This is a genomic window from Janibacter melonis, assembly GCF_020567375.1.
Taxonomy (GTDB): domain Bacteria; phylum Actinomycetota; class Actinomycetes; order Actinomycetales; family Dermatophilaceae; genus Marihabitans; species Marihabitans melonis.
Genome location: NZ_JAJBZM010000001.1, coordinates 1,019,278 through 1,045,180, shown reverse-complemented (window position 1 = coordinate 1,045,180; position 25,903 = coordinate 1,019,278). Strand labels below are relative to the sequence as shown.

Sequence of the window (25,903 nt, the reverse complement as noted above, 5' to 3'; positions counted from 1 at the left end):
GGGTAGCCCCCGCGGCGGGCGTCGGCGGGCTGTCGGGCACGGGTGATGGGATGGGTGCATGACGACGACGCAGACGAGCGGACCGGGGGCGAAGGGGGCGACCCCCGTCGCCCTCGCGCGTCGCCTCCGCCCGGGGGCCGGCGGGGTCCGCCGGCTCGGCCGGGAGCGTCTCGACGACGACCAGGCCGCCGCGGTCGACGCGCGGGCCGAGGTGCTCGTCGTGCTCGGCGGGCCGGGCACCGGTCGCACGGCCGTCGCGGTCGAGTGCGCGCTGGACCGCGTGCGCACGGGCGAGTGCCGGCCCGACGAGGTCGTCCTCGTCGGGGCCACCCGCCGCTCGGCGGCCGACCTGCGCGACGCGGTGACCTCGGGGCTCACCGGGGCCGCCGCGGTCCCCCTCGCCCGCACGGTGCAGAGCCTGGGCTTCGCCGTGCTCCGCGCGCAGGCCGCGGTCGACGGGCTGCCGCCGCCACGCCTGGTCTCCGGCGCCCAGCAGGACCTCGTGCTCTCGGACCTGCTCGCCGGCCACGCGGAGACCGGTACCGGTCCGCGCTGGCCGCAGCGCCTCCACGAGGCCCTGCCCACCCGGGCGATGCGCGACGAGCTGCGCGACCTGCTCATGCGGGCGGTCGAGCACGGGCTGACCGCCGACGACCTGCGCGACCTCGGGGCGCGTCACGGGCGCCCGGAGTGGGTCGCGGCGGCCGAGGTCTTCGAGGAGTACGAGCAGGTCGGTGCGCTCGCGACACCCGGCGCCTACGACCCCGCGTGGGTGCTCACCGCCGCGGCCGAGCTGCTCGAGGGCGACGCCGAGGCCCGGGTGCGCGCGCTGCGCTCCGTCGGCTGCGTCGTCGTCGACGACGCGCACGAGCTCACCGCCCCGGCAGCCCGGCTGCTGCGAGTCTTCGCCGCCTCGGGAGTGCCCCTCGTGCTCCTCGGAGACCCCGACTCGAGCGTCCAGGGCTTCCGTGGGGCCGACCCCGCGCTCTTCCTCGGCGACTGGGCCGGTCGCCGCGTCGAGCGGGTGGTCCTGCGCACGGGCTACCGGGTGGCCGCCGCGGTGGCCGAGGCGGACGCACGCGTCGTCGCCCGCATCGGGGCGCTCGGCGGCGGGGTGCACCGCGGCGCGAGCGCGGCGCACGACGACGGCACGTGCACCGTGCGGGTGCTGCGCTCCCAGGCCCAGGAGGCCGGCTACGTGGCGCACGCCCTGCGCCGGGCCCACCTCGTCGACGGCGTCCCGTGGGACGAGCTCGCCGTCGTCGTCCGCGGGGCGGGGCGGCAGTCGACGCTGCGCCGGGTGCTCGCCGCCCGGGGCGTGCCCGTCACCTCGGCCTCGGCCGACGTCCCCCTTCGAGACCAGCCGAGCGTCGCCCCGCTGCTGCTCCTCCTGCGTCTCGTCGTCGACCTCCAGCGCGGGCACCGCGAGCTGCCCGACGTCGAGGAGGTCCTGGCCCTGCTCACCTCGCCGCTGCTCGGGGCCGACACCGTCGCCGTGCGCCGGCTGCGTCGCGCGCTGCGTGCGGCCGAGCTCGCCGACGAGGGCGGGCGCTCCAGCGACGAGCTGCTCCAGCAGGGCACCGTCGACCCGGCCTGGGTCGACCACCTCCTCCTCGAGCGCCCCGACGTCGCGCCGCTGGCGCGGCTCGCCCGGGTCGTCGCCTCTGCGCGCGCCGCGGCCGTCGTCGAGGACGGACGGTGGGCGCAGGGCGTGAGCGGCGAAGGGGTGCTCTGGGCGGCGTGGGAGGCCGTGGAGGTCGCCGACCTCTGGCGCGAGCGAGCGCTCGCCGGCGGCGCCGGGGGAGCCCGGGCCGACGAGGCCCTCGACGCCGTCGTCGCGCTCTTCTCGGCTGCGGCGGCCCACGAGGACGCCCGGCCCGGCAGCGGACCCGAGTCCTTCCTGCTCTCCGTCGCCCAGGAGGAGGTCGCCGCGGACTCCCTGGCCGACCGCAGCCCCGACACCGGGGCCGTCGCCATCGTCACGCCGGCCGCCGCCGCGGGCCGGCAGTGGCGACGGGTCGTCGTCGCCGGGGTGCAGGAGGGCGTGTGGCCCGACCTGCGCCTGCGCGGGTCGCTGCTGGGCTCGACCGAGCTCGTCGACGTCGTCACCGGTCGTGCCGCGGTCGGCTCGGGACCGGGCGACCCGGGCGCCGACGACCGTGCCGAGGCGGCTCGCGCGCAGGTCCGCTACGACGAGACGCGGATGCTCCACGTCGCGATCACCCGGGCGAGCGAGCACGTGCTGCTCACCGCCGTGTCCTCCGAGGACGAGCAGCCCTCGCCCTTCCTCTCCGTCGTCGACCCGCTGCCGGCGGGGGTCGGTCGGCGCGAGACGCACGAGGCGCCGATGCCGCTCGACCTCGTCGGTGTCGTCGCCCGGCTGCGCCAGGAGCTCGCCGAGCCCGAGCGGGCGCACCTCGCGGCGACCCGGCTGGCGCACCTGCGCGAGGTCGGCGTGCGCGGCGCCGACCCCGACCAGTGGTGGGCGCTGCGCGACCGCAGCGACGAGCGCCCGCTGCGCGGTCTCGACGAGCTCGTCCGGGTCTCGCCCTCGCAGGTCGAGGCCTTCGACACGTGCGGTCTGCGCTGGTTGCTCACGAGCTCGGGCGGCGGGGGAGCCAGTCACGTCTCCGCCGACATCGGCACCCTCGTCCACGCCGTCGCCGAGGACCTGCCCGACGCCGACCACGCGAGCATCGCCGCCGAGATCGAGCGGCGCTGGCCCCAGCTCGGGCAGCCCCCGGGCTGGGTCGGCGAGCAGCACCTGCGCCGTGCCCAGGTCATGGGCCGGTGGCTCGCGGACTACTACGTGCGCGCCCGCACCGAGGGGTGGTCGCTCGCGGGGGTCGAGATCCCCTTCGCCGCTACCGTCGGCCGGGCCCGCATCGGCGGCAGGGTCGACCGGCTCGAGCGTCGTGACGCCGACGGGGCGCTGCGGGTCGTCGACCTCAAAACCGGCTCGACCAAGCCCACGGGCGACGAGCTCGCCGAGCACCGCCAGCTCGGCGCGTACCAGGTCGCCGTCGAGGAGGGCGGCTTCGGCGAGCACGGCTCGAGCAGCGCCGGCGCGGTGCTCGTGCAGCTCGGGCGGGCGGCGACGTCGCGCACCTTCGTCCAGGCGCAGGTGCCCCTGCGCGACGCCGACGACCCGCGGTGGGCGCACGACGCGGTCGCGGCGGCCGCCGACGGCATGTCCGCGGCGCACATGGTCGCCCGCCCCGAGGAGGCGATGTGCTCGCGGTGCCCCGTGCGCACCTCCTGCCCGACCCATCACGAAGGGGGGACCCTGCGATGAGCGACCAGCCGAGCCTCTTCGACGACCTCGCCGACCTGCTCCCGGCCGGTCGGGCGAGCACGACCGCGGTCGCCGACGGACCGCGCTACTCGGCGCTCGACGTCAGCCGTGCCCTGGGGCAGGAGCATGCCCCGACGCCGGAGCAGGCCGCGATCGTCGAGGCCCCGCTGCAGCCCCAGCTCGTCGTCGCCGGGGCCGGGTCGGGCAAGACCGAGACGATGACCGCGCGCGTCGTCTGGCTCGTCGCCAACGACCTCGTGCGCCCCGAGGAGGTCCTCGGGCTCACCTTCACCCGCAAGGCCGCGGGCGAGCTCGCCGACCGGGTGGGTGCCCGGCTCGCGGCGCTCGCCGACTCGGGGCTGTGGTCGCCGCCCGAGCGCGACGACGCCGGCGCGCTCGTGCTGCCCGGGGCGCCCACCGTGACGACCTACCACTCGTACGCGGGCGCGCTCGTGCGCGAGCACGGGCCGCTGCTGGGACGCGAGCGCGACGCGCGGCTGCTCACCGAGGCGGCGTCGTGGCAGCTCGCGCACGAGGCCGTCCTGTCCTACGACGGCCCGATGGAGGAGCTCGACTGGGTCGAGTCGACGGTCACCTCGATGGTGCTCGCGCTGTCCGGCGAGCTCGCCGAGCACCTGAGGGCGCCCGAGGAGGCGCAGGCCTACCTCGAGACGGTCGCCGGCCGGTGGCTCGCCGCCGACGCCGCCGCGCCGAAGGGGCTCAAGGCCGTCCGGGACCAGGCGACCGCCCTGCGCCGACGGGCGCTCGTGCTCCCCGTCGTGCGCCGCTACCTCGACCTCAAGCACGAGCGTGGGGTGCTCGACTTCAGCGACCAGATGGCGCTCGCTGCCCGGCTGGCGCAGGAGGTGCCGGTCGTCGGTGCTGGGGAGCGGGGCCGCTACCGCGTCGTGCTGCTCGACGAGTTCCAGGACACCTCCGAGGCGCAGCTCGTGCTCATGACGAGCCTCTTCGCCCCGCAGGGGCGCCCGCCGAGCCCGGTGACGGCGGTCGGCGACCCGCACCAGTCGATCTACGCCTGGCGAGGGGCGAGCGCGACGACGCTCGCGACCTTCCCCGAGCGCTTCGGCGGCGCGCCGGTGCTCCACCTGTCGCGCAGCTGGCGCAACGACGACGCGGTGCTCGAGGCGGCCAACGCCGTGGCAGAGCCGCTGCGGGCGGGCAGCGCCGTGCCGGTGCTGCCCCTAGACGCCCGGCCCGGGGCGGGCCGCGGCCAGGTGTGGGCGGCGCGCGTGAGCGACGCCGCCGCCGAGGCCGACCTCGTGGCACGGTGGGTGCAGGAGCGACGCGGCGACGGACGACGCTCGGCCGCGGTGCTGTGCCGCAAGCGCTCGCAGTTCACCGCGATCACGGCTGCCCTGGCGGCCCGTGACATCCCGCACGAGGTCGTCGGCCTCGGCGGTCTGCTGCTCACCCCCGAGGTCGCCGACGTCGTCGCCCTCCTCACCGTCGTGCAGGACCCTGCCCGCGGCGACCGGCTCATGCGGCTGCTCACCGGGCCCGTCTGCCGGCTCGGCGCAGCGGACATCGCCGCCCTCGCCGCGTACGCGCGGGCGAGCGGGCGTCCGCCCCAGCGCGGGGTCGGCCAGGACCTCGCCCCGGACTCTCGCGACGAGCTGACGATCGTCGACGCGCTCGACGACCTGCCCGACGAGCAGTGGCGGGGACCGGGGGGCGAGCACATCAGCGCCCGCGGCCTGTCGCGGCTGCGGGCCCTCGCCGCCGGGGTCGGCCGGCTGCGCCTCGCCGCTGGACAGCCCCTGCCCGATCTCGTCGTCGAGGCCGAGCGGGTCCTCGGCGTCGACGTCGAGGTCCTCGCCCGCCCCGGCTGGAGCGCCGGCGCGGCGCGGGCTCACCTCGACGCCTTCGCCGACGTCGCCGCGCAGTTCGCCGCCGGTGCCGACCGGGCGACGCTCGGCGGCTTCGTCGACTGGGTCGAGGCGGCCATCGCCGAGGAGCGCGGCCTCGACCGGCCCGTCGTCGAGCCGACTCCCGACGCCGTGCAGGTGCTCACCTGCCACGCGGCGAAGGGGCTCGAGTGGGACGTCGTCGCCGTGCCCGGTCTCGTCGAGGGCACCTTCCCCTCGCACGCGGCCCGGGCGCGCGCCGTCGACGGCGGCTGGGAGCTCGGACGGGTCACCGACCCGGGCTGGCTCGCCGCGACCGAGGGAGGGCTCCCGTACCCGTTGCGCGGCGACCGCGGGGGGCTGCCCGAGCTCGCCGAGCACGGTGCCACCCCGCACGAGATCCGCGACGACGTCGACGCCTTCAAGAGCGCGGGCGGTGAGCAGGTCATCACCGAGGAGCGCCGCCTCGCCTACGTCGCGCTCACCCGGGCCCGGCAGCACCTGCTGCTCACCTCGGCGGTATGGGCGAGCACCGGTCGCACCCCGCGCCTGCCCTCGCGCTTCTTCGACGAGGTCGTCGCCCTGCCCGGCGTGCACCAGATCGCCCAGGCCCCGATGCCCGAGCCCGGCGAGCCCAACCCCCTCCTCGAGCTCGAACGTGCTGTCGTGTGGCCGGCCCCCGTGACCTCGGAAGACCGGCCCGCGATGGAGCAGGCGGTGCCCGTCGTCCTCGGCGGGGCACCCGCGCTCGACGGCGCGACCGACCGGCACCCGCTCGACGACGAGATCACCCTGCTGCTGCGCGAGCGTGACGCGGCGCGGGCCCGCCGTTCGCCCCAGGTGGCCCTGCCCGAGCACCTGTCGACCTCGGCCCTGGTCTCCCTGGCCCGCGACGAGGCCGACTTCGCCTCCCGGCTGCGTCGGCCCATGCCCCAGGCCCCCTCCCCGCACACCCGGCGCGGCACCGCCTTCCACGCGTGGGTCGAGCAGCACTACGGCGCCGCGGCGATGGTCGACGTGCACGACCTGCCGGGTCGGGCCGACGCCGCGGTCGACGACCCGGGTCTGCCCGCGCTGCGCGAGCGCTTCCTCGCCAGCCCGTGGGCCGAGCGCACCCCCGTCGAGGTCGAGCTCAGCCTCGAGGTCGTGATCTCCGGGCGCGCCGTGCGCGGGCGGGTCGACGCGGTCTTCGCCGACCCCGACGGCGGGGTGACCATCGTGGACTGGAAGACCGGGCGCCCGCCGACCGGCGAGAGCGCGGCAGCAGCCGCGTTGCAGCTGAGCGTCTACCGCGTGGCGTACGCGCGCTGGACGGGTCTGCCCGCGGAGCAGGTGCGTGCAGCCTTCTACTACGGCGCGACCGGCGAGACCGTCAAGCCCCCGCTCGCCGACGAGGCCGAGATCGCCGCCCTGCTGGGGCCTGACGAGGCCTGAGCCTGAGGCCTGGGCGGCTCGAGGTCAGCCGCGGACGGGCCCGCTGCCGGGCTCGGCGGACCCGTCGGGCTCCTCGCCCGTGGGCCTGGCCTCCATCGGCTGGGTCTGCCCGACCACGTCGACGTCGGTGACGTCGACGTGGACGGGCCCGTCGACGAGGTCGTCGAGCTGCTGGTCGTCGTCGAGGTCCGCGAGCCCGGCGGCAGGGCTCGCACCGGCCGGGGCCGCCCCGGAGGTCGCGGGTGCACCCGCGGATGTGTCGTCGGCCTGGTCCGGGCTGCCCGTCTGCTGCTCCAGGCGACGCATCGCGGCGGCGTGCTCCTCGGCCCGGTCGAGGTCTCCGGCCGCGACCGCCGCCATCATCTGGCGCACGAGCGTCATCTCGTACGACAGCCGGGCGCGCTCGAGCAGGTGCCGGTCGGGCCGGTCGACCCGCGTGTGCGCGTAGGCCTCCATGAAGGTGTCGAGGGCGTCCGGTTCGAGCCGGCCGACGACCTCGGCGAGGTCGTCGGCGGGGTCGGCGACCCGTGCGTCCTCCCAGCCGAGCAGCCCGCGCACGACGAGCTCGCCCTGCTCGTCCTCGCCGACGAGGACCTGCTCGCCGGTGAGCCGCCCGACCGTCGCGGTCGGCTTGTAGCGCCATCGGCCGACGTCCTCGAGCTGGGACTCCCACCGCGCGAGCAGACCGGTCGGCACCCGGCCGGTCGCGGCGGCGCGGTCGAGGTCGGCCAGCCGGCGGCTGCGGTAGGCCTCGGCGTCGTAGGTCGCGGCGCCGGCCTCGTCGTAGATCGCGACGTCGAGGTTGTGCACCGAGGCCACGGCGCGTCCGAGGCTGGCGGTCAGACCCGGGCCCGGCCCGAGGAGCTCGAGCTCGACGGGGCGACCGGCGAGGTAGTGGTGCACCGCGGCGCGTCCCCCTTCGGGCAGCGCCACCCATCCCTTGACGACGGGGACGGACAGGAGCAGGCGGCGCGCGAGGAGCGCGGTGAGGGCCGAGGACTGCTCGAGCTGGGCGGAGGCGGCCGCGGAGCGCGGGCAGCGGATGACCCACCGGCGGTGCTCGGCGTCCTGCACGAGGGCGACGTCGTAGCGCGCCCCCGTCGCACCAGCGACGGGCTCGACGCTCACCGGGTCCAGACCGGGGACGGCAGCGCTGGCCAGCGCGGCGAGGGCGAGAGGTCCACGACCGGCAGGAGAAGTCACGGCCCCCACGGTACGGCGCGGCGCTCCGGGCGCGGGGGAGCGCCACGACGGATCTACAGTGGCGGGCATGGTGCACCCCTTCGACGAGCTCGTCTTCTCCGGAGCCGTGCTCGACCGTCAGGCGCACCTGCGCGCCGATCCCGACGCCCTCGAGACGCTGCGACGCGACCCCGCGGCCCGTGTGCTCGAGGCCGGCGGCATGGCCGTGGCGGTCGAGCGCTCGGGCGACGGAGCGCGGCTGGCCACGCGCCCGGTCGAGCCCGGCGACGCCGGGCGCGACCTCGCCCTCCTCGGCCGCCTCGGTCCCCACCTCCTCCTCGCCGCGCTCGGCGGGGACGGGGGGACCCCCCTTCGCCAGGTCGCCGACCTGCTCACCCCGCAGGAGGCCGGGCACGCCGCGACGGCCGTCGCGCTCGACAACTGGCACCGCACCCACCCGCGCTGCCCGCGCTGCGGCGCCCAGACCGAGCTCGCGCAGGCGGGCTGGGTACGGCACTGCCTGCAGGACGGCAGCGACCACCACCCCCGCACCGACCCCGCCGTGATCATGGCCGTCGTCGACGCCGAGGACCGCCTCCTGCTCGCCCAGGGCGCGGGCTGGCCGCAGGGGCGGATGTCGGTGCTCGCCGGCTTCGTCGAGCCCGGCGAGACCCTCGCCGGCGCCGTCGCGCGCGAGGTGCGCGAGGAGGTCGGCCTCGAGGTCGTCGACGTCACCTACCAGGCCGACCAGCCCTGGCCCTTCCCCGGCTCGCTCATGGTCGGCTTCACCGCGCGCGCCACCTCCGCAGAGCTCACCCCCGACGGCACCGAGATCGCCGACGCCCGGTGGTTCACCCGGGCCGAGCTCGCCGAGGCCTTCGAGCACGGCGAGCTGCGCCGCCCCGCCCCCGTGTCGATCTCGGCGCGGCTCATCGAGCAGTGGTTCGGCGGCCCGCTGACCCGCCCCTCCGACATCGGGGCTGTCCGCGCGCTCTGAGACCATGCGGTCGTGACCCCCTCCGCAGACGACGTCCTCGACGCCCTCGACCCCGAGCAGCGCGAGGTCGCCGCGCACCCGACGGGTCCGATGTGCGTGCTCGCCGGCGCGGGCACGGGCAAGACCCGGGCGATCACCCACCGCATCGCCTACGGCGTGCACAGCGGCGTCTACCAGCCCCAGCGCGTGCTCGCCGTGACCTTCACCGCCCGGGCCGCGGGCGAGATGCGGGTCCGGCTGCGCGACCTCGGTGTCGGCGGGGTCCAGGCCCGCACCTTCCACGCGGCGGCCCTTCGCCAGCTGCACTACTTCTGGCCCCAGGCCATCGGCGGAGCGGCGCCGGAGATCCTGCCGCACAAGGCGTCGGTCGTCGCCGAGGCCGCCTCGCGCCTGCAGCTGCGCCTCGACCGCACCGAGCTGCGCGACATCGCCTCCGAGGTCGAGTGGGCGAAGGTCAGCCTGCTCACCCCCGAGACCTACGCCGCGGCGGCCCGGCGAGCGCGACGTGAGCCGCCGGGCATGGACGAGAGCGGCATGGCGCGGCTGCTCGGGGTCTACGAGGAGGTCAAGGGCGAGCGCGGGGTCATCGACTTCGAGGACGTCCTGCTGCTCACCGTCGGCATCCTCCAGGATCGCGAGGACATCGCCGCGACCGTGCGCCAGCAGTACCGCCACTTCGTCGTCGACGAGTACCAGGACGTCAACGCGCTGCAGCAGCGCCTCCTCGAGCTGTGGCTCGGCGGACGTCACGAGGTGTGCGTCGTCGGCGACCCGATGCAGACGATCTACTCCTTCACCGGCGCCAGCCCGCGCCACCTGCTCGACTTCGGGCGCACCCACGCGGGGGCGCAGACCGTGCGGCTCGTGCGCAACTACCGCTCGACCCCTCAGGTCGTCGACCTCGCCAACCGCATGCTCTCGACCGCCCCGGTGAGCCGGCGCAGCGCCGGGGTCGAGCTCGCCGCGCAGCGTTCGGGCGGGTCCGCGCCCACGCTCACGGCGCTCGACGACGACCCGGCGGAGGCCGCCTGGGTCGCCGGCGAGATCCGTCGCCGGGTCGAGGCCGGCACCCCCGCGAGCGACATCGCGGTGCTCTTCCGCACCAACGGCCAGTCGGAGGCGCTCGAGTCGGCCCTGTCCGAGGTCGGCGTGCCCTACCTCGTGCGCGGCGGCGAGCGCTTCTTCTCCCGCCGCGAGGTCCGTGACGCCATCGTCCTGCTGCGCGGCGCCGCGCGCACCGACGACGGCGAGGCGGCCCTGGGCCATCTCGTCGCCGACGTGCTCACCGGTGTCGGCTGGCAGCCGGAGCCGCCGGCGAGCTCGGGTGCCGTGCGGGCCCGGTGGGAGTCGCTCAAGGCTCTCGTCGACCTCGCCGAGTCGCTCGCCGCGACGACCCCGACGACCCGGGTCGCCGATCTCGTGCGCGAGCTCGACGAGCGGGCCGCCGCGCAGCACGCGCCCGCCGTCGACGGCGTGACCCTCGCCTCCCTGCACGCGGCGAAGGGGCTCGAGTGGCCCGTCGTCCACCTCGTCGGCTGCTCCGACGGGCTCATGCCCATCGTCATGGCCGAGGGCCTCGACGAGATCGAGGAGGAGCGCCGGCTGCTCTACGTCGGGCTCACCCGTGCCCGTGACGAGCTGCACCTGTCGTGGGCCCGGGCGCGCACCCCCGGGGCGCGCCCTAGCCGGCGCGTCAGCCGCTTCCTCGCCCCGCTGTCGGAGGTCCTCGGCGAGGGCGCCATCTCCGAGCCCAAGCGCAGCGGCGGGGGCCGTGGCTCGGGCGGCGGTCGCACGGCCCGCACCGCCCGGGTGCGGCACTGCAAGGGGTGCGGCGCCGAGCTCGTCACCGCGACCCAGCGCGCCTCCGGGCGCTGCCCCGCCTGCCCGCCCACCTACGACGAGGCCCTCTACGAGCGGCTCGTCGCATGGCGCCGCGAGCTGTCGAAGACCCAGGCCGTGCCCGCCTTCGTCGTCTTCACCGACGCGACCCTCGAGGCGATCGCCGAGGCCGAGCCGAAGGACACCCGAGGGCTGCTCGCCATCAGCGGGGTCGGGGCGCGCAAGCTCGACCAGTACGGCGAGGACGTGCTCGCGATCGTCGCCGGCCGAGAGCCCTCGCAGACCCCCTGACGAAGCCGCTCGTTAAATAGGTTGTGGCCCCGATCGCAGGTGCCCTAACCTTCGGAAGGTCAGTCGGTCGCGCCTGGGCGTGATCGAGTCGCAGATCCCACGAGAGGAGGGCAGTGCACATGGAGAAGCAGATCGTCATCACCGTCGAGCTGGCGTCCCGCGCTGCCCACCTGGGTCTCGTGCCGTCCCTCGCCGGACGTACCCGTGCCCCCTTCGGCATCGTCGATCTCTTCGGCGCCGCCCCTCTCGATGACCCGCGACCTCCAGGACCGGGATCCCCCCTTCGCTAGACGAAGGGAGGACCTCTCGTCCTCGCCACACAGGCCGCGGCATCCATCGGATACCGCGGCCTTTTCTTGTCCCCCCGCAGATCACCCCCCAGGAGCACCCTCATGTCTGCCGTACCGACCACCCACCCACCGCATCAGCAGGTGCGTCTGCCGTCCTTGACGGGCAGCGCACCGTGCCTGACCGAGGAGCCGGAGATCTGGTTCGCCGACACCCCCGACGGTGTCGAGTTCGCCAAGGCTCTGTGCGCCACCTGCCCCGTGCGTCAGCGGTGCCTCGAGGGCGCCCTCAAGCGCCGCGAGCCCTGGGGCGTGTGGGGCGGCGAGCTCTTCGACGCCGGTCGGGTCATCCCCCGCAAGCGGCCGCGAGGCCGTCCCCGCAAGCATCCGCTGCCCGTCTGAGCCCCCCGAGAGGAGGTGCCCGCCGATGACCCCCGTCCAGCGCATCCTGCAGTCGCGCCGCCGCCACGTGCCGCAGCCGCAGCACGTGCTCTCCCGCCGTGAGCGGGCCGAGCTGCGTCAGCCCGTGCCGATGCACATCCGGATCCGATGACGGGCAGCTGCCCGTCGGACCGCGTGCCGGCCGCCCTCGTCGACCCCGTACCGACCCCGGTGCGGGGTCGACCTGTACCCGGGCCTACGCGGGGTCGGCGAAGCCGGGCAGGTAGCGCTCCATGATGGAGCGCGCCGAGACGCGGGCGCCGAGCTGGCAGAGCACGGCGGTGCTGCCGAGGAAGACGCGGTGGACGAGCACGTACTCCGGGGGCAGGTTGAGACGTGCGCCGGTGACGAACTCCCGGCTGCGCATGTCCATCGCCCCGGCGGAGACCTGCTGCAACCACTCGCGGCTGAAGTGGTGGGTCTCGTGGCTCAGCGGCTCGATGAAGGGGCGCAGGTAGCTCAGCAGGTCCTCGGCGTCGATGCGCACCCCCGGCCGCACGAAGCCCTCCTCGCGCAGCCCCTCGACGAGGGCCGCGGCGTCGCCCTCGAGGGCGCGGCGGGCCAGCCGGCCGACCGCCGGCGGCAGCCCGTCGGGCAGATGGGCGACCGCCCCGAAGTCGACGACACCGAGGCGGCCGTCGGGGGTGAGGCGGAAGTTGCCGGGGTGGGGGTCGGCGTGGAGCAGGCCCGCGCGGGTGGGGGAGCGCACCGCGAGCTCGAGGTAGAGCGTGCCGAGGGTGTCGCGCACCTCCTGGTCCGCCTCGCGGATGATCTGGCTGAGGGGCACGCCGTCGAGCCACTCGGTGACGAGGACGTGCTCGGTGTGCATGACGACGGCCGGGACGGCGACCTCGTCGTCGCCGGCGTACGCGTCGGCGAAGGTCTGCTGGTTGCGGGCCTCGAGGGGGTAGTCGAGCTCCTCGTCGGCGCGCTCGAGCAGCTCGGTCGTCGCCGCCTTGACGTCCATGCCGGGGGCGAGGGTGCCCATGACGCGCGCGAGGCGGGCCAGCTGCTGCAGGTCGCTGCGCAGGGCGTAGTCGGCGCCGGGGTACTGGATCTTCACGGCCACGGTGCGCCCGTCGTGCCAGGTGCCGCGGTGGACCTGCCCGATCGAGGCCGCGGCCACCGGCTCGGGCGTGAGGTCGCGGATCTGCGTCGTGCGCCAGTCGCGGCCGAGCTCGAGGTCGAGGATGCGGCGCACCTCGGCCTGGTCCATCGGGGGAGCGGCGTCCTGGAGGCGCACGAGCATCTCGCGGTAGGGCTCGACGAGGTCCTCGGGCATCGCGGCCTCGAGGACGCTCAGGGTCTGGCCGACCTTCATCGCGCCGCCCTTGAGCGAGCCCAGCACCGCGAAGAGCTGCTCGGCGGTGCGCCGGCGCATCTCCTCGTTGACGACCTCGGCCGACTCGCCGCGGGCACGTCGGCCCAGGCCGACGGCGCTGCGCCCTGCTGCGCCGAGGGGGATGGAGGCGAGGCGGGCGGTCCGTCGGGCAGCGTTGCGCGGGATCTGAGACATCACGCCCATTGTGACTGCTGGACCTGAGATCCGACCGCAGACGAGGTGACCGATGCGCAGCGGGGGCACCCGGGGTGACGCTCCCAGTGCCGCCGCTCGAAGCTGGGGCCCGGCGCGCACGCGTCGAGCGACCAGCCCGAGGCGCTCGGGCCGTGGGCGAGGACGTCGAGGGCCACCGACGCCGCGATGCCGACGACGAGGCTGCGCACGCACGCGTGCGTCTCGACGGGCACGACCGGCCCGACCCGCGGGCGGCTGATCTGCGCACGGATCCACGGCCAGGCGGGGTCGAGGTGCACGCGGGTCAGCTCGAGGCACTGCAGGCACGGCCCCTCGCCGGGGACGACGAGCGGCCCGACGCTCGCGTGGTCGGGCCCGCACCACACGGGCAGGTGGGGCACTCGAGCGCGGCGCCAGGGCTCGCCGGCGCCGGCCGGCACGGGGACCGTGCTCGTGATGATGGCGAGGTCGGTGCTCGTCGGGTCGGCGTCCTCGACGCACCGCACGACCTCGCCGATGCCCGCCTCGCGCAGGACGTCGACGAGATGGCCGGGCACGCTCCCGGCGCCGACGACGACGACGCGGCGCTCGAGCGGCTCGAGGACGCCCTCGGTGTCGAGCACGCCCTGCGCGGCGAAGGCGCGGACGAGCTCGCCCGCGCGCTCGGGGGTCAGCCCGTGCTGCACCGCGTCGGCGAAGACCTGCTCCTCGCTGCGCGACCCGTCGAGGGTGGTGACCCAGCGGCACTCCGCCGCGCTCACGCCGGTCGCGACGAGCGCGCTGCCGGGGTCGAGACCGAGCTGGATGGACCCGTCGGGGCGCAGCAGGGGGTGGATCGGCCGGGTCAACCGGGGGTGGCGCTCCATGGGTCCTCGTCTCGCCGGGGTGGTCGTCGCAGACTGCCACCGGCCCCGCGCTCGAGGTCCGGGGTTGTCCACACCCCTCACCCGCGCTGTCGCCGCCGGGCCCTAGGGTCGAGCCCATGGAAGGCTTCGCCGACGTCGAGATCCGCCGCAGCGCGCGCCGGCGCAAGACGGTGTCGGCCCACCGCGACGGCGAGCGCCTCGTCGTCCTCCTCCCGGCCGGCCTCGCCGACCGGGTCGAGCAGCGCTACGTGCGCGAGATGGGCGAGAAGGTCCTGGCCCGCGAGGCCCGACGCCGCCCGAGCGACGTCGACCTCGTCGAGCGGGCGCGTGACCTCTCCCGGCGCCACCTCGAGGGCCGAGCCGTGCCGACGAGCGTGCGCTGGGTGACCAACCAGGGCACCCGGTGGGGGTCGTGCACCCCGAGCCAGGGCACGATCCGGCTCAGCCACCGGCTGCAGGGGATGCCGGGCTACGTGCAGGACTACGTCCTCACCCACGAGCTCGTGCACCTGCTGGTGCCCGGGCACGGGCGCGACTTCTACGCGCTGCTCGACCGGTACCCGTCGTGCGAGCGCGCCCGGGGCTACCTCGAGGGGTGGTCCGGTCGCGACGAGACGGCGTGGGACGACGGGCCCGAGCCGGCGCCCGAGACCGCCGAGGGCGACGGGGTCAGCCCACCCGCCTGAGCGCGGCGGCGACCAGGGGGTCGAGCTCGTCGGCCGAGTCGGCCGGCATCGCCCCCACCGGCCACCACGCGAGGTCGAGCGACTCCTCGCTGCGGATCTCGCGCGCGTCCTGCGCGGCGACGGCGACGTAGCGCACGTCGAGGTGCTCGCGGCACCGCCCGAAGGACCCGACGAGCTCGTGCCGGTCGAGATGGACCGGCTCGGGGTGCAGGGTCAGCTGGTCGGCGGGCAGCCCGGACTCCTCGACCGCCTCGCGGAGCGCGCCGGCGAGCACGTCGGCGTCACCCGGCTCGAGGTGGCCGCCGAGCTGGAACCACCGGTGCGCCTTGCCGTGGAGCGTGAGCAGCGCCGAGGTGAGCGTCGCGTCGAGGACGAGCACGCCGACGGTGAAGTGCTCCGGCGGCCCGTCGCGCAGCACGGCGCCCGGGTGGGCGGCGAGGTGCTCGAGGTAGTCGCGGCGCAGCTGCTCCTGCTCCTCGTCGGGCGCCTGCCAGGTGCGCAGGACCCGCTCGAGGTCGGTCGCGAGGTCAGCCACCGGTGCGGCCGTCGCCCTCGCCGTCGCCCTCCCCGCGGGTCTCGGCGTCGAGCAGGGCGGCGAGCTCGGCGTCCATGTCGATGCCACCGGTGACGTCCTGCGCCCCGGAGGTCGAGCCGGTGCTGCGCTCGACGTAGCCGAGGACGTCGTCGAGGTCGGCGCCCGTCGGGGCGACGTCCGGGTGGGCCCACGCCGCGTCACGGGCCGAGGCGCCGCCGGCGTCCTCGAGGGCGGCGAAGAGGTTCGCCGCGTCGCGCAGCCGGCGCGGACGCAGCTCGAGCCCGACGAGGGTGGCGAAGGTCCGCTCCGCCGGACCGCCGGTCGCGCGCCGCCGGCGCACGGTCTCGGCGAGCGCGTCGGTGCTCGGCAGGTGGGCGCCGCCGGCCTGGGCGGTGACGACGTCGACCCACCCCTCGATGAGGGCGAGCCAGGTCTCGAGGCGGGTGAGCGCGGCCTTCTGGGCGGGCGAGGGCGCCGGACGGAAGAGGTCGCTGCCGAGCGCCTGCTGCATCCCGCCGACGTCCTGCGGGTCGAGCTCGGCGACCGCGCGGTCGATCGCGCTCGTGTCGATGGCGATGCCCCGGGCGTACTCCTCGACCGCGGTGAGGATCTGCGGGCCGAGCCACGGCACGTCGGTGAAGAGGCGCATGCGGGCGGTCTCGCGCAGCGCGAGGTGCAGCCACACCTCGTCGACCGGCACGTCGAGACCGTCGGCGACCTGGGCGATGTTCGCCGGCAGGAGCGCGACGCGGTCGGCGAGCAGGGGGATGCCCACCTCCGTCCCGCTCACGGTGCTCGTCGCGAGCGCGCCGACGGCCTGCCCGACCTGGGCCGTGACGAGCGCGCTGCCCATCCGGTTGATCATCGGGGTGAGCTGCCCGGCGAGCGCGAGCGGGTTGGTGCCCGGGGGCACGCCGAGCGCGCTGAGGTCGGGGGCGTCGGGACCGGTCAGCTGGGCGGTCATCGAGTCGCGGATCGCGCCGGAGACGCCGTCGGCGACGGGCTCGACGACGCGGGCCCACGTGCCGATCGTCTCCTCGACCCACGTCGAGCGCGACATCGCGGTGCCGGTGAGGGCGGGCGCCTCGAGGTCGGTCACCTCGTCGAGCCACAGCTGGGCGACGCGGACGGCCTGCTCGGCGAGCGCGACCTCGCGCTCGCCGACGCTGACGTCGCCCTCGGCCCGGGCGGCCTCGCAGGCCGCCGCCGTCGCGGCGGCGAGGTCGACCCCCTTCGCCGTGGCGGTGGGGCTGAACATCGCGCGCATCTGGTCGGCCATCGCGCGCACGGCCGACGGGTCGGCGTCGGCGATGCCCATGGCGCCCAGCTGACGGGCCACCTCGGGGGGCAGCGGGGCGCCCCCGGTGAGCTCGCGGAAGATCGCGGCGATCTCCTCGGGCAGCTCGTCGTCGGGTCCGGTACCGGGGTCTACGGGGTCTGTCACGGTGCCTCCTTAGGATGGCGTCGACGTAGAACCCAACCACGGGCGCCGACCAAAGGTTCCCGCACCCCCTGAGGATCCGGAGCCAGCATGGTCGACACCCGACGCGTGGACGATCTCGCGTGGCGGGTGATGCGGTGGTCGATGGTGCTCCTCTGCGTCTCCCTCGTCCTCGCGACCATCCGCGTCCCGTACGCGATCGAGGCCCCCGGCCCGGTGAGCGACACCCTCGCCTCGCGCGGCGAGGGCAGCGCGGCCCAGCGCGTCGTCGACGTCGAGGGCCACCGGACCTACCCGACCTCGGGGCACCTCTACTTCACGACGGTCACCGTCCAGGGCGGGCCGGAGGAGCACATCACCCTGTGGGAGTGGGTGCTCGGCAAGGTCGACCGCGACGCGAAGGTCGTGCCCGAGCAGACCGTCTTCGGCACAGGGCGCTCCGAGGAGGAGATCCAGCAGCTCAACGCCGCCGAGATGCAGGGCTCGCAGAAGAGCGCGATCGCGGTGGCGCTGCGCAGCACCGGCGAGGACGTGCCCCAGGACAACGTCGTCGCATCGATTGCGGGCGACCTGCCCGCCGACGGTCGGCTCGAGCTCAAGGACGAGGTGACCGCCGTCGACGGCGTCGCCACGGAGCACGTGAGCGACGTCGTCGCGGCGATCTCGGACCGCGAGCCCGGCGAGGACGTGCGCCTCACCGTGCGCCGCAAGGGCGCCGAGCGCGAGATCACCCTGCGCACGGCCGACCTCGGAGGCGGGCGGGCCGGGATCGGGGTCGGTCTCGAGCCGCTCTTCGACTACCCCTACGAGGTGCGCATCGATGCCGGCGAGGTCGGCGGCCCGAGCGCGGGCGCGATGTTCGCGCTCGCCGTGCGCGACCTCGTCACCCCGGGGGAGATGACCGGTGGGCGCTCGGTCGCCGGCACCGGCACGATCGACGACTCCGGCCAGGTGGGCCCCATCGGCGGCATCCGGCAGAAGATGATCGGCGCCCGGGACGCGGGAGCCGAGTACTTCCTCGCCCCGACGGACAACTGCGACGAGGTCGCCGGGCACGTGCCCGACGGGCTCACCGTCCTCGAGGTCGACGACTTCGACGCGGCGGTCGACGCCGTCGAGGGAGCGGCGAAGGGGGAGGTCGGCGACCTCCCGTCCTGCGGCACCCGCTGAGGGTCGCTCCCGACGCGTCTGCCCTCGGGGGTCAGCCCTGCGGGCCAGCCCCGCGGACTCAGTCCTCGAGCGTCGCGCGCAGCGCGTGGACGAGCCCGGGGGCGATGTCCTCGCCGGTGGCGACGCGGTCGTCGCTGTCGTTCGAGCGCTGGCGCAGCAGGCAGATGGCGCGTCCGTCGCGGTGCACCGCGACGAGCAGACGGATGTCCTCGCGCTCGGGGTGCTGGGCCAGCTGCTCGGTCGCGGCGACGGGGTCCGAGGGCAGGTCGCGCTCGGCGCCCGCCGGCACGACGACGCGCTCGAGGGCGATGGCCGCCCCGTGCACGGTCTCGGGCCAGGCGAGGCGGCCGAGGAGCGACTCGACGTCGCTCGTGCGGGCCACGCCCTCCTGCTCGATGGCGGTGAGCGAGCCGGGCAGCACGTCGGTGACGTCCATGGAGTCCCGCAGGCTCGGCTCGGCGGCGACGAGCTCGGCCGTCTCGACGAGCGCGAAGAGCCTGGGCGGCTGGTCCCAGCCGCCCTCGGCCACGTGGCGCTCGGTCTCGAGGGCGCACCGGGCGAGGGGCTCGGTCGTCGGCTCGGAGGGCTTGTCAGCGGTCGGCGAAGGGGTGTCAGGCACGGATGACATGCTGCCGCACGGGCGCCCAGGTCCGGTAGGTAGGTTGGGCCCCGCCACGACCGATGGGGTCGCGACGATCACGAGGTGACCGATGAGCACGCAGCAGCCACCCGAGGACGGGGACGCCCAGACCGGTCGTGAGGGCGGGGCCGCCGCGGCGCCCTCGTCGATGCGCACACGGGGCCTGAGGGTCCTCGCAGTCGTCGCGGCGCTCGTCGTGGCCGTGCTCGTCATCACCTCGATCTGGACCGAGGCCCTGTGGTTCGACGCCCTGGGCTACAGCGGCGAGTGGTGGAGCCGCATCCGCACGCAGACCCTGCTCTTCGTGCTCGGCGGGCTGCTCATCGCGCTCCCGCTGGCCGCGAGCCTCGTCATCCCCTTCCGCTCCCGGCCGATGAGCTGGCCGACGTCGCCGGGGGAGCAGGCGCTGTCGCAGTACCGCCAGGTCATCGCCCCCCTGCGCCGGCACATCGCCATCGGCGTGCCGCTGCTCTTCGGCCTCATGGGCGGCCTCACCGCCGCCGGGCAGTGGCAGCAGTGGCTGCTGTGGCGCAACGGCGCGGCGACCGGCGTCACCGACCCGCAGTTCGGCCGCGACCTCGCCTACTACCTCTTCGGCCTGCCCTTCTACTCCTTCGTCGTCGGCTACCTCACCGTCGTCGCGATCTGCTGCCTCGTGGCGGCAGCCTTCGCGCACTACATCTACGGGGGCCTGCAGCCGCCGGGCCGCGGGCGCTCGACGCGGGCCGCCTTCCTCCACCTCGCCGTCGTCGGCGCCGTCCTCGCGCTGCTGCGCGGCGTCTCCTACGTCCTCGACGCGCACTCCCTGACGACGCACGAGACCTCCGTGCTCACCGGTGTCGGCTACACCGACGCCAACGCCGTGATCCCCGCGAAGTACATCCTCGCCGTCGCGGCGGTCATCTGCGCCGGTCTCTTCTTCGCCGCGGTGCGCAGCCGCAGCTGGCGCCTGCCGGTCATCGGCGTCGCGACGCTCGTCGGCCTGTCGATCATCGTCGGCAACATCTACCCGGCGCTCGTCGAGACCTACCGCGTCACCCCGTCGCGCTCCTCGCTCGAGCAGCCCTACCTGCAGCACAACATCGACGCGACGCGCGCCGCGTACGACGTCGCCGGTGTCGAGACCGAGGAGTACGACGCCGTCTCCGAGATCTCCGCCGGTCAGCTGCGCCAGGACGCGGCGACGATCCCCGGCATCCGTCTGCTCGACCCGAACGTCGCCGCCCCGACCTTCCAGCAGCTGCAGGCCCAGCAGCCGTACTACTCCTTCCCCGAGGACCTCGACGTCGACCGCTACGACATCGACGGTGAGTCCACGGACACCGTCGTCGGGGCCCGCGAGCTCGACCTGTCGAAGCTCCCGGCGGACCGGCGGGACTGGGTCAACGACCACACCGTCTACACCCACGGCTACGGCCTCGTCGCGGCGAAGGGGTCCGAGGTCTCGGGCAGCGGGACCCCGGCGTGGTTCGACCTCTCGGAGGTCGAGGAGTACGAGCCGCGGATCTACTTCGGCGAGCGGATGACGCAGTTCTCCATCGTCGGCGGCGACGAGGGCGCACCCGCCCGCGAGGTCGACCGCCCGTCGGGCGGTGAGGAGGGGCGCTACACCTACACCGGTGACGGCGGCGTGTCCATCGGGTCCCCCCTTCGCCAGGCCGCCTTCGCGATCACCCATCGCGACCTCAAGTTCGTCCTGTCCGACGCCGTCGGCAGCCAGTCGCGCCTGCTCGAGCACCGCACGCCCAAGGAGCGCGTCGCCCGCGTCGCGCCATGGCTCACGCTCGACAACGACCCCTACCCGACCGTCGTCGACGGCCGGATCCAGTGGGTCGTCGACGGCTACACGACGTCGCGCACCTACCCCTACGCGAGCCGCTTCAGCGTCTCGGGTGTGCAGGAGGGCACGGTCTCGTCCGTGGAGACCCAGCGGGCGGCGGCGATCAACGCCGACCGGATCAACTACATGCGCAACTCGGTCAAGGCCACGGTCGACGCCTACGACGGCACCGTGACCCTCTACCGCTGGGACGAGCAGGACCCGGTGGCCTCCGCCTGGGACAAGGCCTTCCCAGGGCTGATGAAGCCCCGCTCGGAGATCAGCGGCGACCTCATGTCGCACCTGCGCTACCCGGAGGACCTCTTCCGGATGCAGCGCGCGGTGCTCGCGGAGTACCACGTGACCTCGGCCGGCGACTTCCGCGCCGGTCAGGACCGCTGGCGCGTGCCGAGCGACCCGACGGTCCTCGCCGAGAAGAAGGTGGCCCAGCCGCCGTACTTCCTCACGATGGCGATGCCGAGCCAGCAGGAGGCGTCGTGGTCCCTCACCTCGACGTACATCCCCAACGGCGACCGCGACGTCATGGCGGGCTACCTCGCCGTCGACTCCGACGCCGGTGACATCGCGGGCAAGCCGGCCTCCGGGTACGGCCAGCTGCGGATGCTCGCGGTGCCGCGCTCGACGACGGTGCCCGGACCGGGGCAGGTGCAGAACGACATCGCGAGCAGCTCGGTCAAGGGCGCCGACACCGACCAGACGCTCACCGACTACCTCAACAACAACAACCGCGGGTCGAGCAAGGTGCTCCTGGGCAACCAGATGACCCTGCCCGTCGGCGAGGGCTTCCTCCACGTCGAGCCGGTTTACCTCTCCGGCACGAACGAGAACTCCTACCCCTCGATGCGCGTCGTCATCGTCTCCTTCGGCGGACGGATCGCCTGGGCGCGCACGCTCGAGGGTGCGCTCGACCAGCTCTTCGAGGGCGACTCCGGCGCCGACGCCCCGAGCGGCGGCGACGACGGGGGCACGCAGCCGCCGAAGGGGGAGCAGGAGCCGACGGGTCCGCTCACCTCCAAGGAGCGGGCGCTGCGCGCGGCGATCGAGGACATGCAGGGCGCCTACCAGCGCGGTCAGGAGGCGCTGAAGAAGGGCGACCTCGAGGCCTACGGCAAGGCCCAGGCAGATCTGCGCAAGGCGCTCACCGAGGCCGCCCGCAACCAGCCCGGTGGCGGCTCCGCGACCCTCGACGAGTCCGCCGCCAGCTGACCGCTCGCCGGTCGAGGTGCGAGCGCCGGCGAGCCGGTCTTCGCTGGTCGAGGTGCGAGCGCCGGCGAGCCGGTCTTCGCTGGTCGAGGTGCGAGCGTCAGCGAGCCTCGAGACCACGAAGCCGTGGTCTCGAGGCTCAGGCCGCAGGCGGCCTTCGCACCTCGACCACCAAGGGTTTGCGGGTCGAGGTGCGAGCGTCAGCGAGCCTCGAGACCACCGCCTCGGACCTCGATTTGGCCCAGCGGACGCAGACGCGTAACCTTGGCAGAGCAACGACGCGGGGTGGAGCAGTTCGGTAGCTCGCCGGGCTCATAACCCGGAGGTCGCAGGTTCAAATCCTGCCCCCGCTACCACCCGCGAAGGGCCCGGACCATCTGGTCCGGGCCCTTCGTCGTGCTCCCGCGCCTCGCGGCACCGGGCGGTCAGACGGCGAGAGCCGTGGCGCCCGAGGCGTACGCGTGGCTGGCCTCGACGATCCCTCGCACCACGGCGAGCTCGGCCTCGTCACGCGGCCCGAAGACCATCATGAAGCCTGGCGAGAGCCGGGTGCCGGCCCACATGTGCGGGCGACCCCACCCCTTCGCCGAGACGTCCGCGGCGAGATCGGCCGGGAGCACGAGGTGCATCGACCCGTCGTGCGCCGGGTGCAGGTGGGCGAACTCGCCGACCTCCGCCACGAGGTAGGCCTGCGGGTCCTCCGAGCCCTCGTGCAGCACGAGACCGCGGGCGCCGGGGACCGAGATCCGGGACGGGCCGGTCTCGACGCCGCGGAGCGAGCGCAGGTGCTCGTAGAGCCGCTCCTGCAGCTCGACGGGAGCCGTCTGAGAGTCCTGCTGCTGCGGGATGGTCCAGCTCACCGCGGGGCGCGGGCCCCTGCGGTGGGGCAGCTCGCCGCCCAGGGTCGGCCAGGTCGGAGCCGGACGGGCGCCGGCCTCGACCGCTCCCTGGTGGATGACGTGTCCGAGCCGGTGGGCGACCCACTCGGCGAGCCGGTGCACGACCTCGGCGGTCAGCTGATGCCCGCCGGGCTGGCGCAGCGCCACGATCGGGGCGCCGGACTCGGACAGGAGGTACTGCCAGGTCCGGTCGAGCAGCTCGCGGGGGATGACGTGGTCCGCGTCCCCCTGCGCGACGAAGACCGGCAGGTGGGCGAGCTGGCCGGGGTCGGTGCTCAGGCCGGCGTCGAAGGGCAGGGTGCCGTAGAGGACCGCCGCGCCGGCGTACCGCGCGGGGTCGGCGAGCACGAGCGCGCCCGCGAAGGCCGCGCCCCCGCTGAAGCCCACGAGGACGACGGGGCGCCCGGCGGGGGCGACCTCGTCCAGCCATTGGCCGAACCACGCGGTTGTCTCGCGCAGCGAGTCGGCCTGGGGCCGCCCGATGCCGTGGTTGGCGAACCACGCGTAGCCGCCGCCCTCGGCGATGGGGGCGCGGACGGCCGCGTAGGCCACCCCGGTCGGCAGGTGCGGCGCCAGCGTGAGGATCTGCTGCTCGTCGGAGCCGCGGCCGTGCAGCAGCACGACGAGCGGGGCGGCCGGGTCGGTGGACCCGTGGGTCGCGACGACGGGAGGGGCGAAGGGGGTGGCGCTCACGCCACGTCCACCGGGACGAGCTCGGCGGCGGTCCGTACGCCCGCCCAGCGGGCGATGTCGGCGTCGAGGTCGAGGCGCTCGACCGGGGCGCTGTCCTCGAAGTCGCCCCAGCTCGCGCGGGGGAGCATCCACATGATCTCGAACTCGTTGCCGTCGGGGTCGGCGCCGTAGACGCTCTTCGTCGCGCCGTGGCTCGACTCTCCGGTGTACGCGCCGAGCTCGAGGAGCGTCGTGCGGGCCTGCGCCAGCTCGTCGATCGTGTCGAGCTGCCAGGCGAGGTGGTACAGACCGATCGACCCGCGGGGGCGGGGCGGCTGCTGGCCCACCCCGAAGAGGCCGAGGTCGTGGTGGTTGCCCGAGCGGGGCAGGCGCAGGAAGGCCGCCTCGGCGCGGGGCTCGCGGGCCATGACGACCATGCCGAAGGCACGGGAGTAGAAGTCGACGCTGCGCTCGAGGTCGGCGACGAAGAGCACGGCGTGGTTGAGGCGGACGGGGCTGACGGTCATGATGCGGTCCTTCGGGTCGCTGACGGTTGTTGCTCTAACCAACAGCGTACCGAAGAAGTTGTTCCTTCAACAATCCCGACCGGACCGGACCGGACCGGACCGGCCCGGACCGCTCAGTCGATGTCGAAGATCGAGCGGTGGTTGTAGAAGTGCAGGATGTGAGCGCAGCGGGTGCAGATCATCATCGTCACCTTGTGCGTCGTGAAGCCCCAGCGGGAGTCGCTCTTGGCGATCTCCTTCGTGAAGTTCGTGCCGCTGCACAGCGGGCAGACCAGCTGAGGTGGGTTCGTCGGGTGCTCGTGACCGATCGTCATCCCCGCATCCTGCACCGCTCGTCGGCCCCCGGAGGCGAGATCGGGTGACCTGGGCCACGATGGAGACCCCGCGTCCTCACAGGAGCTGACATGGCCGAGATCTCCCGTCGTACCGTCCTCACCGCGACCGGGGCGGGCGCCGTCGGCGCGCTCGCCGCCCCCGCCGCGGGAGCCGCGCCGGCACCCCCTTCGTCCCGCCGTCACCGACCCCACCACCCGCGGCCGGTCCCCGAGCCGCTCAAGGTGCCCGAGGCGATCGGCTCCGGGGGAGCGGTGTCGAGCGTCGACCCCTATGCGAGCGAGGTGGGCATCCAGGTCCTGCGCTCGGGCGGCAACGCCGTCGACGCCGCGATCGCGATGGCGGCGACCCTCGGCGTCACCGAGCCGTACTCGTGCGGGCTGGGTGGGGGCGGCTTCCTCGTCTACCACCAGACCCGCACCGGTCGGACGTGGACGATCAACGGGCGCGAGACCGCCCCGGCGAGCTTCACGCCGACCTCGCTCACCGACGGGGCCGGCACCGCCCTCCCCTTCGACGCGACCGTGAGCTCCGGGCTGTCCGTCGGCGTCCCCGGTACGCCGCTGACCTGGGAGGTCGCGGCCCGGCAGTTCGGCCGCCGCAGCCTGCGCCAGCTGCTGCGCCCCGCCGAGGAGCTCGCCCGCCGCGGCTTCGTCGTCGACGCGTACTACCGCAGCCACACCGAGTCCAACGAGGAGCGCTTCCGCCGCTTCCCCGAGACCGCACGGGTCTACCTGCCGGGCGGGCGGGTCCCCGACGTCGGCGACACGATGCGCAACCCCGACCTCGCCGACACCTACGCCCTCATCCGGCGCCACGGCGTCGGTGAGCTCTACCGCGGGCGGGTCGCCCGGGCGATCGTCGACGAGGTGCGCAACCCCACGACCGCGCCCGGCGTCGAGGTCTACCGCGGGCAGCTGACGATGCGCGACCTCGAGCGCTACCGGGCGCCGGTGCAGGCCCCGACCCGGGTGCGCTACCGCGACCGCGACGTGCGCGGCATGGACGTGCCGAGCTCCGGCGGCATCGCCGTCGGCCAGATCCTGCTGCTCATGCGCGCCTACGAGGAGCGCACCGGGCGGCGGGTGCGCGACCTGCCCGAGGCCGACTACTACCACTGGTTCTCCGAGGCGAGCGCCACCGCCTTCGCCGACCGCAACCGCTACGTCGGTGACGTGCCCGGCGTCCCGGTCGACGAGCTGCTCTCGGCCGGCTACGCCCGCGAGCGCGCGCTGCTCTTCGACCCGCAGCGGGCGATGGCCCGACCCGTCCCCTTCGGCTCGCCGGACGGCGACTACGAGGACGCCCCGGGCGGGGGCGGCCGGCAGGGGCAGCCCACCCAGGGCCAGTCGACGACCCACCTCAACGTCGTCGACCGGTGGGGCGACGTCGTCTCGTACACGCTGACGATCGAGCAGACCGGCGGCTCGGGCATCACCGTGCCCGGCTACGGGTACCTGCTCAACAACGAGCTCACCGACTTCGACTTCGTGCCGCTCACCCCGGGCGTGCCCGACCCCAACCTGCCCGGTCCCGGCAAGCGGCCGCGCTCGTCGATGAGCCCGACGGTCGTCCTGCGCGACGGGCGCCCGGAGGTCACCGCGGGCACCCCCGGTGGCGCGACGATCATCACGAGCGTCGCCCAGATCCTCCTGGGCTACCTCGACCGCGACCTCGACCTCGTCGACGCCATCGCGGCACCCCGGCTCAGCTCGCGCAACGCCGCCGAAGGGGCGGACCTGGGTCTGGCGACGAGCCCCGTCGGGGTGGAGCTCACCGCCCGCGGTCACCGGCTCTCGCCGCAGCGCTGGATCGGCAACGCCTCGGGGGTGGCGGTCGAGGGACGCTCCCTCGTCGCGGCCGCCGAGACCGTGCGCGGGGACGGCGGGGCGGCCCGGGTCGTGCGCGGTCGCCGTGGCCACGGACGGCAGTAGCCGCCCGACC

20 protein-coding genes and 1 tRNA gene are annotated in these 25,903 nt (G+C 75.0%); 12 read left to right on the top strand and 9 right to left on the bottom strand.

The features are described from left to right. Nucleotides 1-58: 58 nt before the first annotated feature. The gene (locus LIV55_RS04810; RefSeq protein ID WP_229299348.1) at nt 59-3,295 is read left to right on the top strand and encodes a UrvD/REP family ATP-dependent DNA helicase; all 3,237 of its coding nucleotides are present in this window, start codon (nt 59-61) and stop codon (nt 3,293-3,295) included. After that, a complete protein-coding gene (locus tag LIV55_RS04805; protein WP_123092134.1) occupies nt 3,292-6,594 on the top strand; it encodes an ATP-dependent helicase in 3,303 nt (1,100 codons plus the stop codon). Before LIV55_RS04810 ends, LIV55_RS04805 begins: the two co-directional genes overlap by 4 nt. 24 nt (nt 6,595-6,618) lie before the next feature. Here the strand turns inward: LIV55_RS04805 and LIV55_RS04800 are convergent, their stop codons facing one another. Next, nucleotides 6,619-7,797 carry a phosphotransferase gene (locus LIV55_RS04800; RefSeq protein ID WP_229299347.1) on the bottom strand — a complete coding sequence of 393 codons (1,179 nt, stop codon included), beginning with the start codon at nt 7,795-7,797 and terminating at the stop codon, nt 6,619-6,621. Nucleotides 7,798-7,864: 67 nt separating this feature from the next. Between LIV55_RS04800 and nudC the strand changes: the two genes are divergently transcribed. From nudC to LIV55_RS16840, 5 genes are all read left to right on the top strand, one after another. Beyond that, nucleotides 7,865-8,773: an NAD(+) diphosphatase gene (gene nudC, locus LIV55_RS04795; protein WP_229299346.1), complete on the top strand. Its 909-nt coding sequence runs from the start codon at nt 7,865-7,867 to the stop codon at nt 8,771-8,773. A 12-nt stretch (nt 8,774-8,785) separates the two neighbouring features. Beyond that, nucleotides 8,786-10,903 carry an ATP-dependent DNA helicase UvrD2 gene (locus tag LIV55_RS04790; protein ID WP_192826162.1) on the top strand — a complete coding sequence of 706 codons (2,118 nt, stop codon included), beginning with the start codon at nt 8,786-8,788 and terminating at the stop codon, nt 10,901-10,903. 119 nt (nt 10,904-11,022) lie between these two features. After that, nucleotides 11,023-11,193: a hypothetical protein gene (locus tag LIV55_RS04785; RefSeq protein WP_191563719.1), complete on the top strand. Its 171-nt coding sequence runs from the start codon at nt 11,023-11,025 to the stop codon at nt 11,191-11,193. A 102-nt stretch (nt 11,194-11,295) separates the two neighbouring features. After that, nucleotides 11,296-11,592, top strand: a complete 297-nt coding sequence (locus LIV55_RS04780) for a WhiB family transcriptional regulator (protein WP_229299345.1) — start codon at nt 11,296-11,298, stop codon at nt 11,590-11,592. A 25-nt stretch (nt 11,593-11,617) separates the two neighbouring features. Then, entirely contained in the window at nt 11,618-11,743 is a 126-nt protein-coding gene (locus LIV55_RS16840) for a hypothetical protein (protein ID WP_263596791.1), read from the top strand. Nucleotides 11,744-11,827: 84 nt separating this feature from the next. On the opposite strand, the gene LIV55_RS04775 is transcribed toward LIV55_RS16840, so the two are convergent. Together LIV55_RS04775 and LIV55_RS04770 are read right to left on the bottom strand one after the other, a co-directional pair. After that, nucleotides 11,828-13,147 carry an ABC1 kinase family protein gene (locus LIV55_RS04775; protein WP_229299344.1) on the bottom strand — a complete coding sequence of 440 codons (1,320 nt, stop codon included), beginning with the start codon at nt 13,145-13,147 and terminating at the stop codon, nt 11,828-11,830. Continuing rightward, nucleotides 13,147-14,013, bottom strand: coding sequence for a hypothetical protein (locus LIV55_RS04770; RefSeq protein ID WP_229299343.1), 867 nt, complete (start codon nt 14,011-14,013; stop codon nt 13,147-13,149). Before LIV55_RS04770 ends, LIV55_RS04775 begins: the two co-directional genes overlap by 1 nt. Nucleotides 14,014-14,129: 116 nt before the next feature. On the opposite strand from LIV55_RS04770, the gene LIV55_RS04765 reads away from it, so the two are divergent. Next, on the top strand, nt 14,130-14,699 hold the full coding sequence (locus LIV55_RS04765; RefSeq protein WP_123092130.1) for a M48 metallopeptidase family protein: 570 nt from the start codon (nt 14,130-14,132) through the stop codon (nt 14,697-14,699). Here the strand turns inward: LIV55_RS04765 and LIV55_RS04760 are convergent. Continuing rightward, nucleotides 14,683-15,234 (bottom strand): NUDIX hydrolase, encoded by a 552-nt coding sequence (locus LIV55_RS04760; protein ID WP_229299342.1) that lies wholly within the window; start codon nt 15,232-15,234, stop codon nt 14,683-14,685. The two genes, LIV55_RS04765 and LIV55_RS04760, sit on opposite strands and share 17 nt — an antisense overlap. Continuing rightward, nucleotides 15,227-16,678 (bottom strand): zinc-dependent metalloprotease, encoded by a 1,452-nt coding sequence (locus tag LIV55_RS04755; RefSeq protein ID WP_229299341.1) that lies wholly within the window; start codon nt 16,676-16,678, stop codon nt 15,227-15,229. The genes LIV55_RS04760 and LIV55_RS04755 overlap by 8 nt, the downstream gene beginning before the upstream one ends. An 87-nt stretch (nt 16,679-16,765) precedes the next feature. Between LIV55_RS04755 and LIV55_RS04750 the strand changes: the two genes are divergently transcribed. After that, nucleotides 16,766-17,845 (top strand): YlbL family protein, encoded by a 1,080-nt coding sequence (locus LIV55_RS04750; RefSeq protein ID WP_229299340.1) that lies wholly within the window; start codon nt 16,766-16,768, stop codon nt 17,843-17,845. Nucleotides 17,846-17,903: 58 nt separating this feature from the next. Here LIV55_RS04750 and LIV55_RS04745 read toward each other — a convergent pair whose 3' ends face one another. Then, entirely contained in the window at nt 17,904-18,473 is a 570-nt protein-coding gene (locus LIV55_RS04745) for a PPA1309 family protein (RefSeq protein ID WP_123092127.1), read from the bottom strand. An 82-nt stretch (nt 18,474-18,555) separates the two neighbouring features. Between LIV55_RS04745 and LIV55_RS04740 the strand changes: the two genes are divergently transcribed. Beyond that, nucleotides 18,556-21,531: a UPF0182 family membrane protein gene (locus LIV55_RS04740; protein WP_229299339.1), complete on the top strand. Its 2,976-nt coding sequence runs from the start codon at nt 18,556-18,558 to the stop codon at nt 21,529-21,531. 276 nt (nt 21,532-21,807) lie between these two features. Further along, a tRNA-Met gene (locus tag LIV55_RS04735) sits at nt 21,808-21,884 on the top strand. A 69-nt stretch (nt 21,885-21,953) separates the two neighbouring features. Here the strand turns inward: LIV55_RS04735 and LIV55_RS04730 are convergent. The 3 genes from LIV55_RS04730 to LIV55_RS04720 form a co-directional block, all read right to left on the bottom strand. Next, nucleotides 21,954-23,120, bottom strand: coding sequence for an alpha/beta hydrolase (locus tag LIV55_RS04730; RefSeq protein ID WP_229299338.1), 1,167 nt, complete (start codon nt 23,118-23,120; stop codon nt 21,954-21,956). Next, the gene (locus tag LIV55_RS04725) at nt 23,117-23,626 is read right to left on the bottom strand and encodes a VOC family protein (protein WP_191563836.1); all 510 of its coding nucleotides are present in this window, start codon (nt 23,624-23,626) and stop codon (nt 23,117-23,119) included. The genes LIV55_RS04730 and LIV55_RS04725 overlap by 4 nt, the downstream gene beginning before the upstream one ends. A 113-nt stretch (nt 23,627-23,739) precedes the next feature. After that, entirely contained in the window at nt 23,740-23,940 is a 201-nt protein-coding gene (locus LIV55_RS04720; protein WP_229299337.1) for a hypothetical protein, read from the bottom strand. A 90-nt stretch (nt 23,941-24,030) separates the two neighbouring features. Here LIV55_RS04720 and ggt point away from each other — a divergent pair, with 90 nt between their 5' ends. After that, the gene (ggt, locus tag LIV55_RS04715) at nt 24,031-25,893 is read left to right on the top strand and encodes a gamma-glutamyltransferase (protein ID WP_191563838.1); all 1,863 of its coding nucleotides are present in this window, start codon (nt 24,031-24,033) and stop codon (nt 25,891-25,893) included. Nucleotides 25,894-25,903 lie beyond the last annotated feature (10 nt).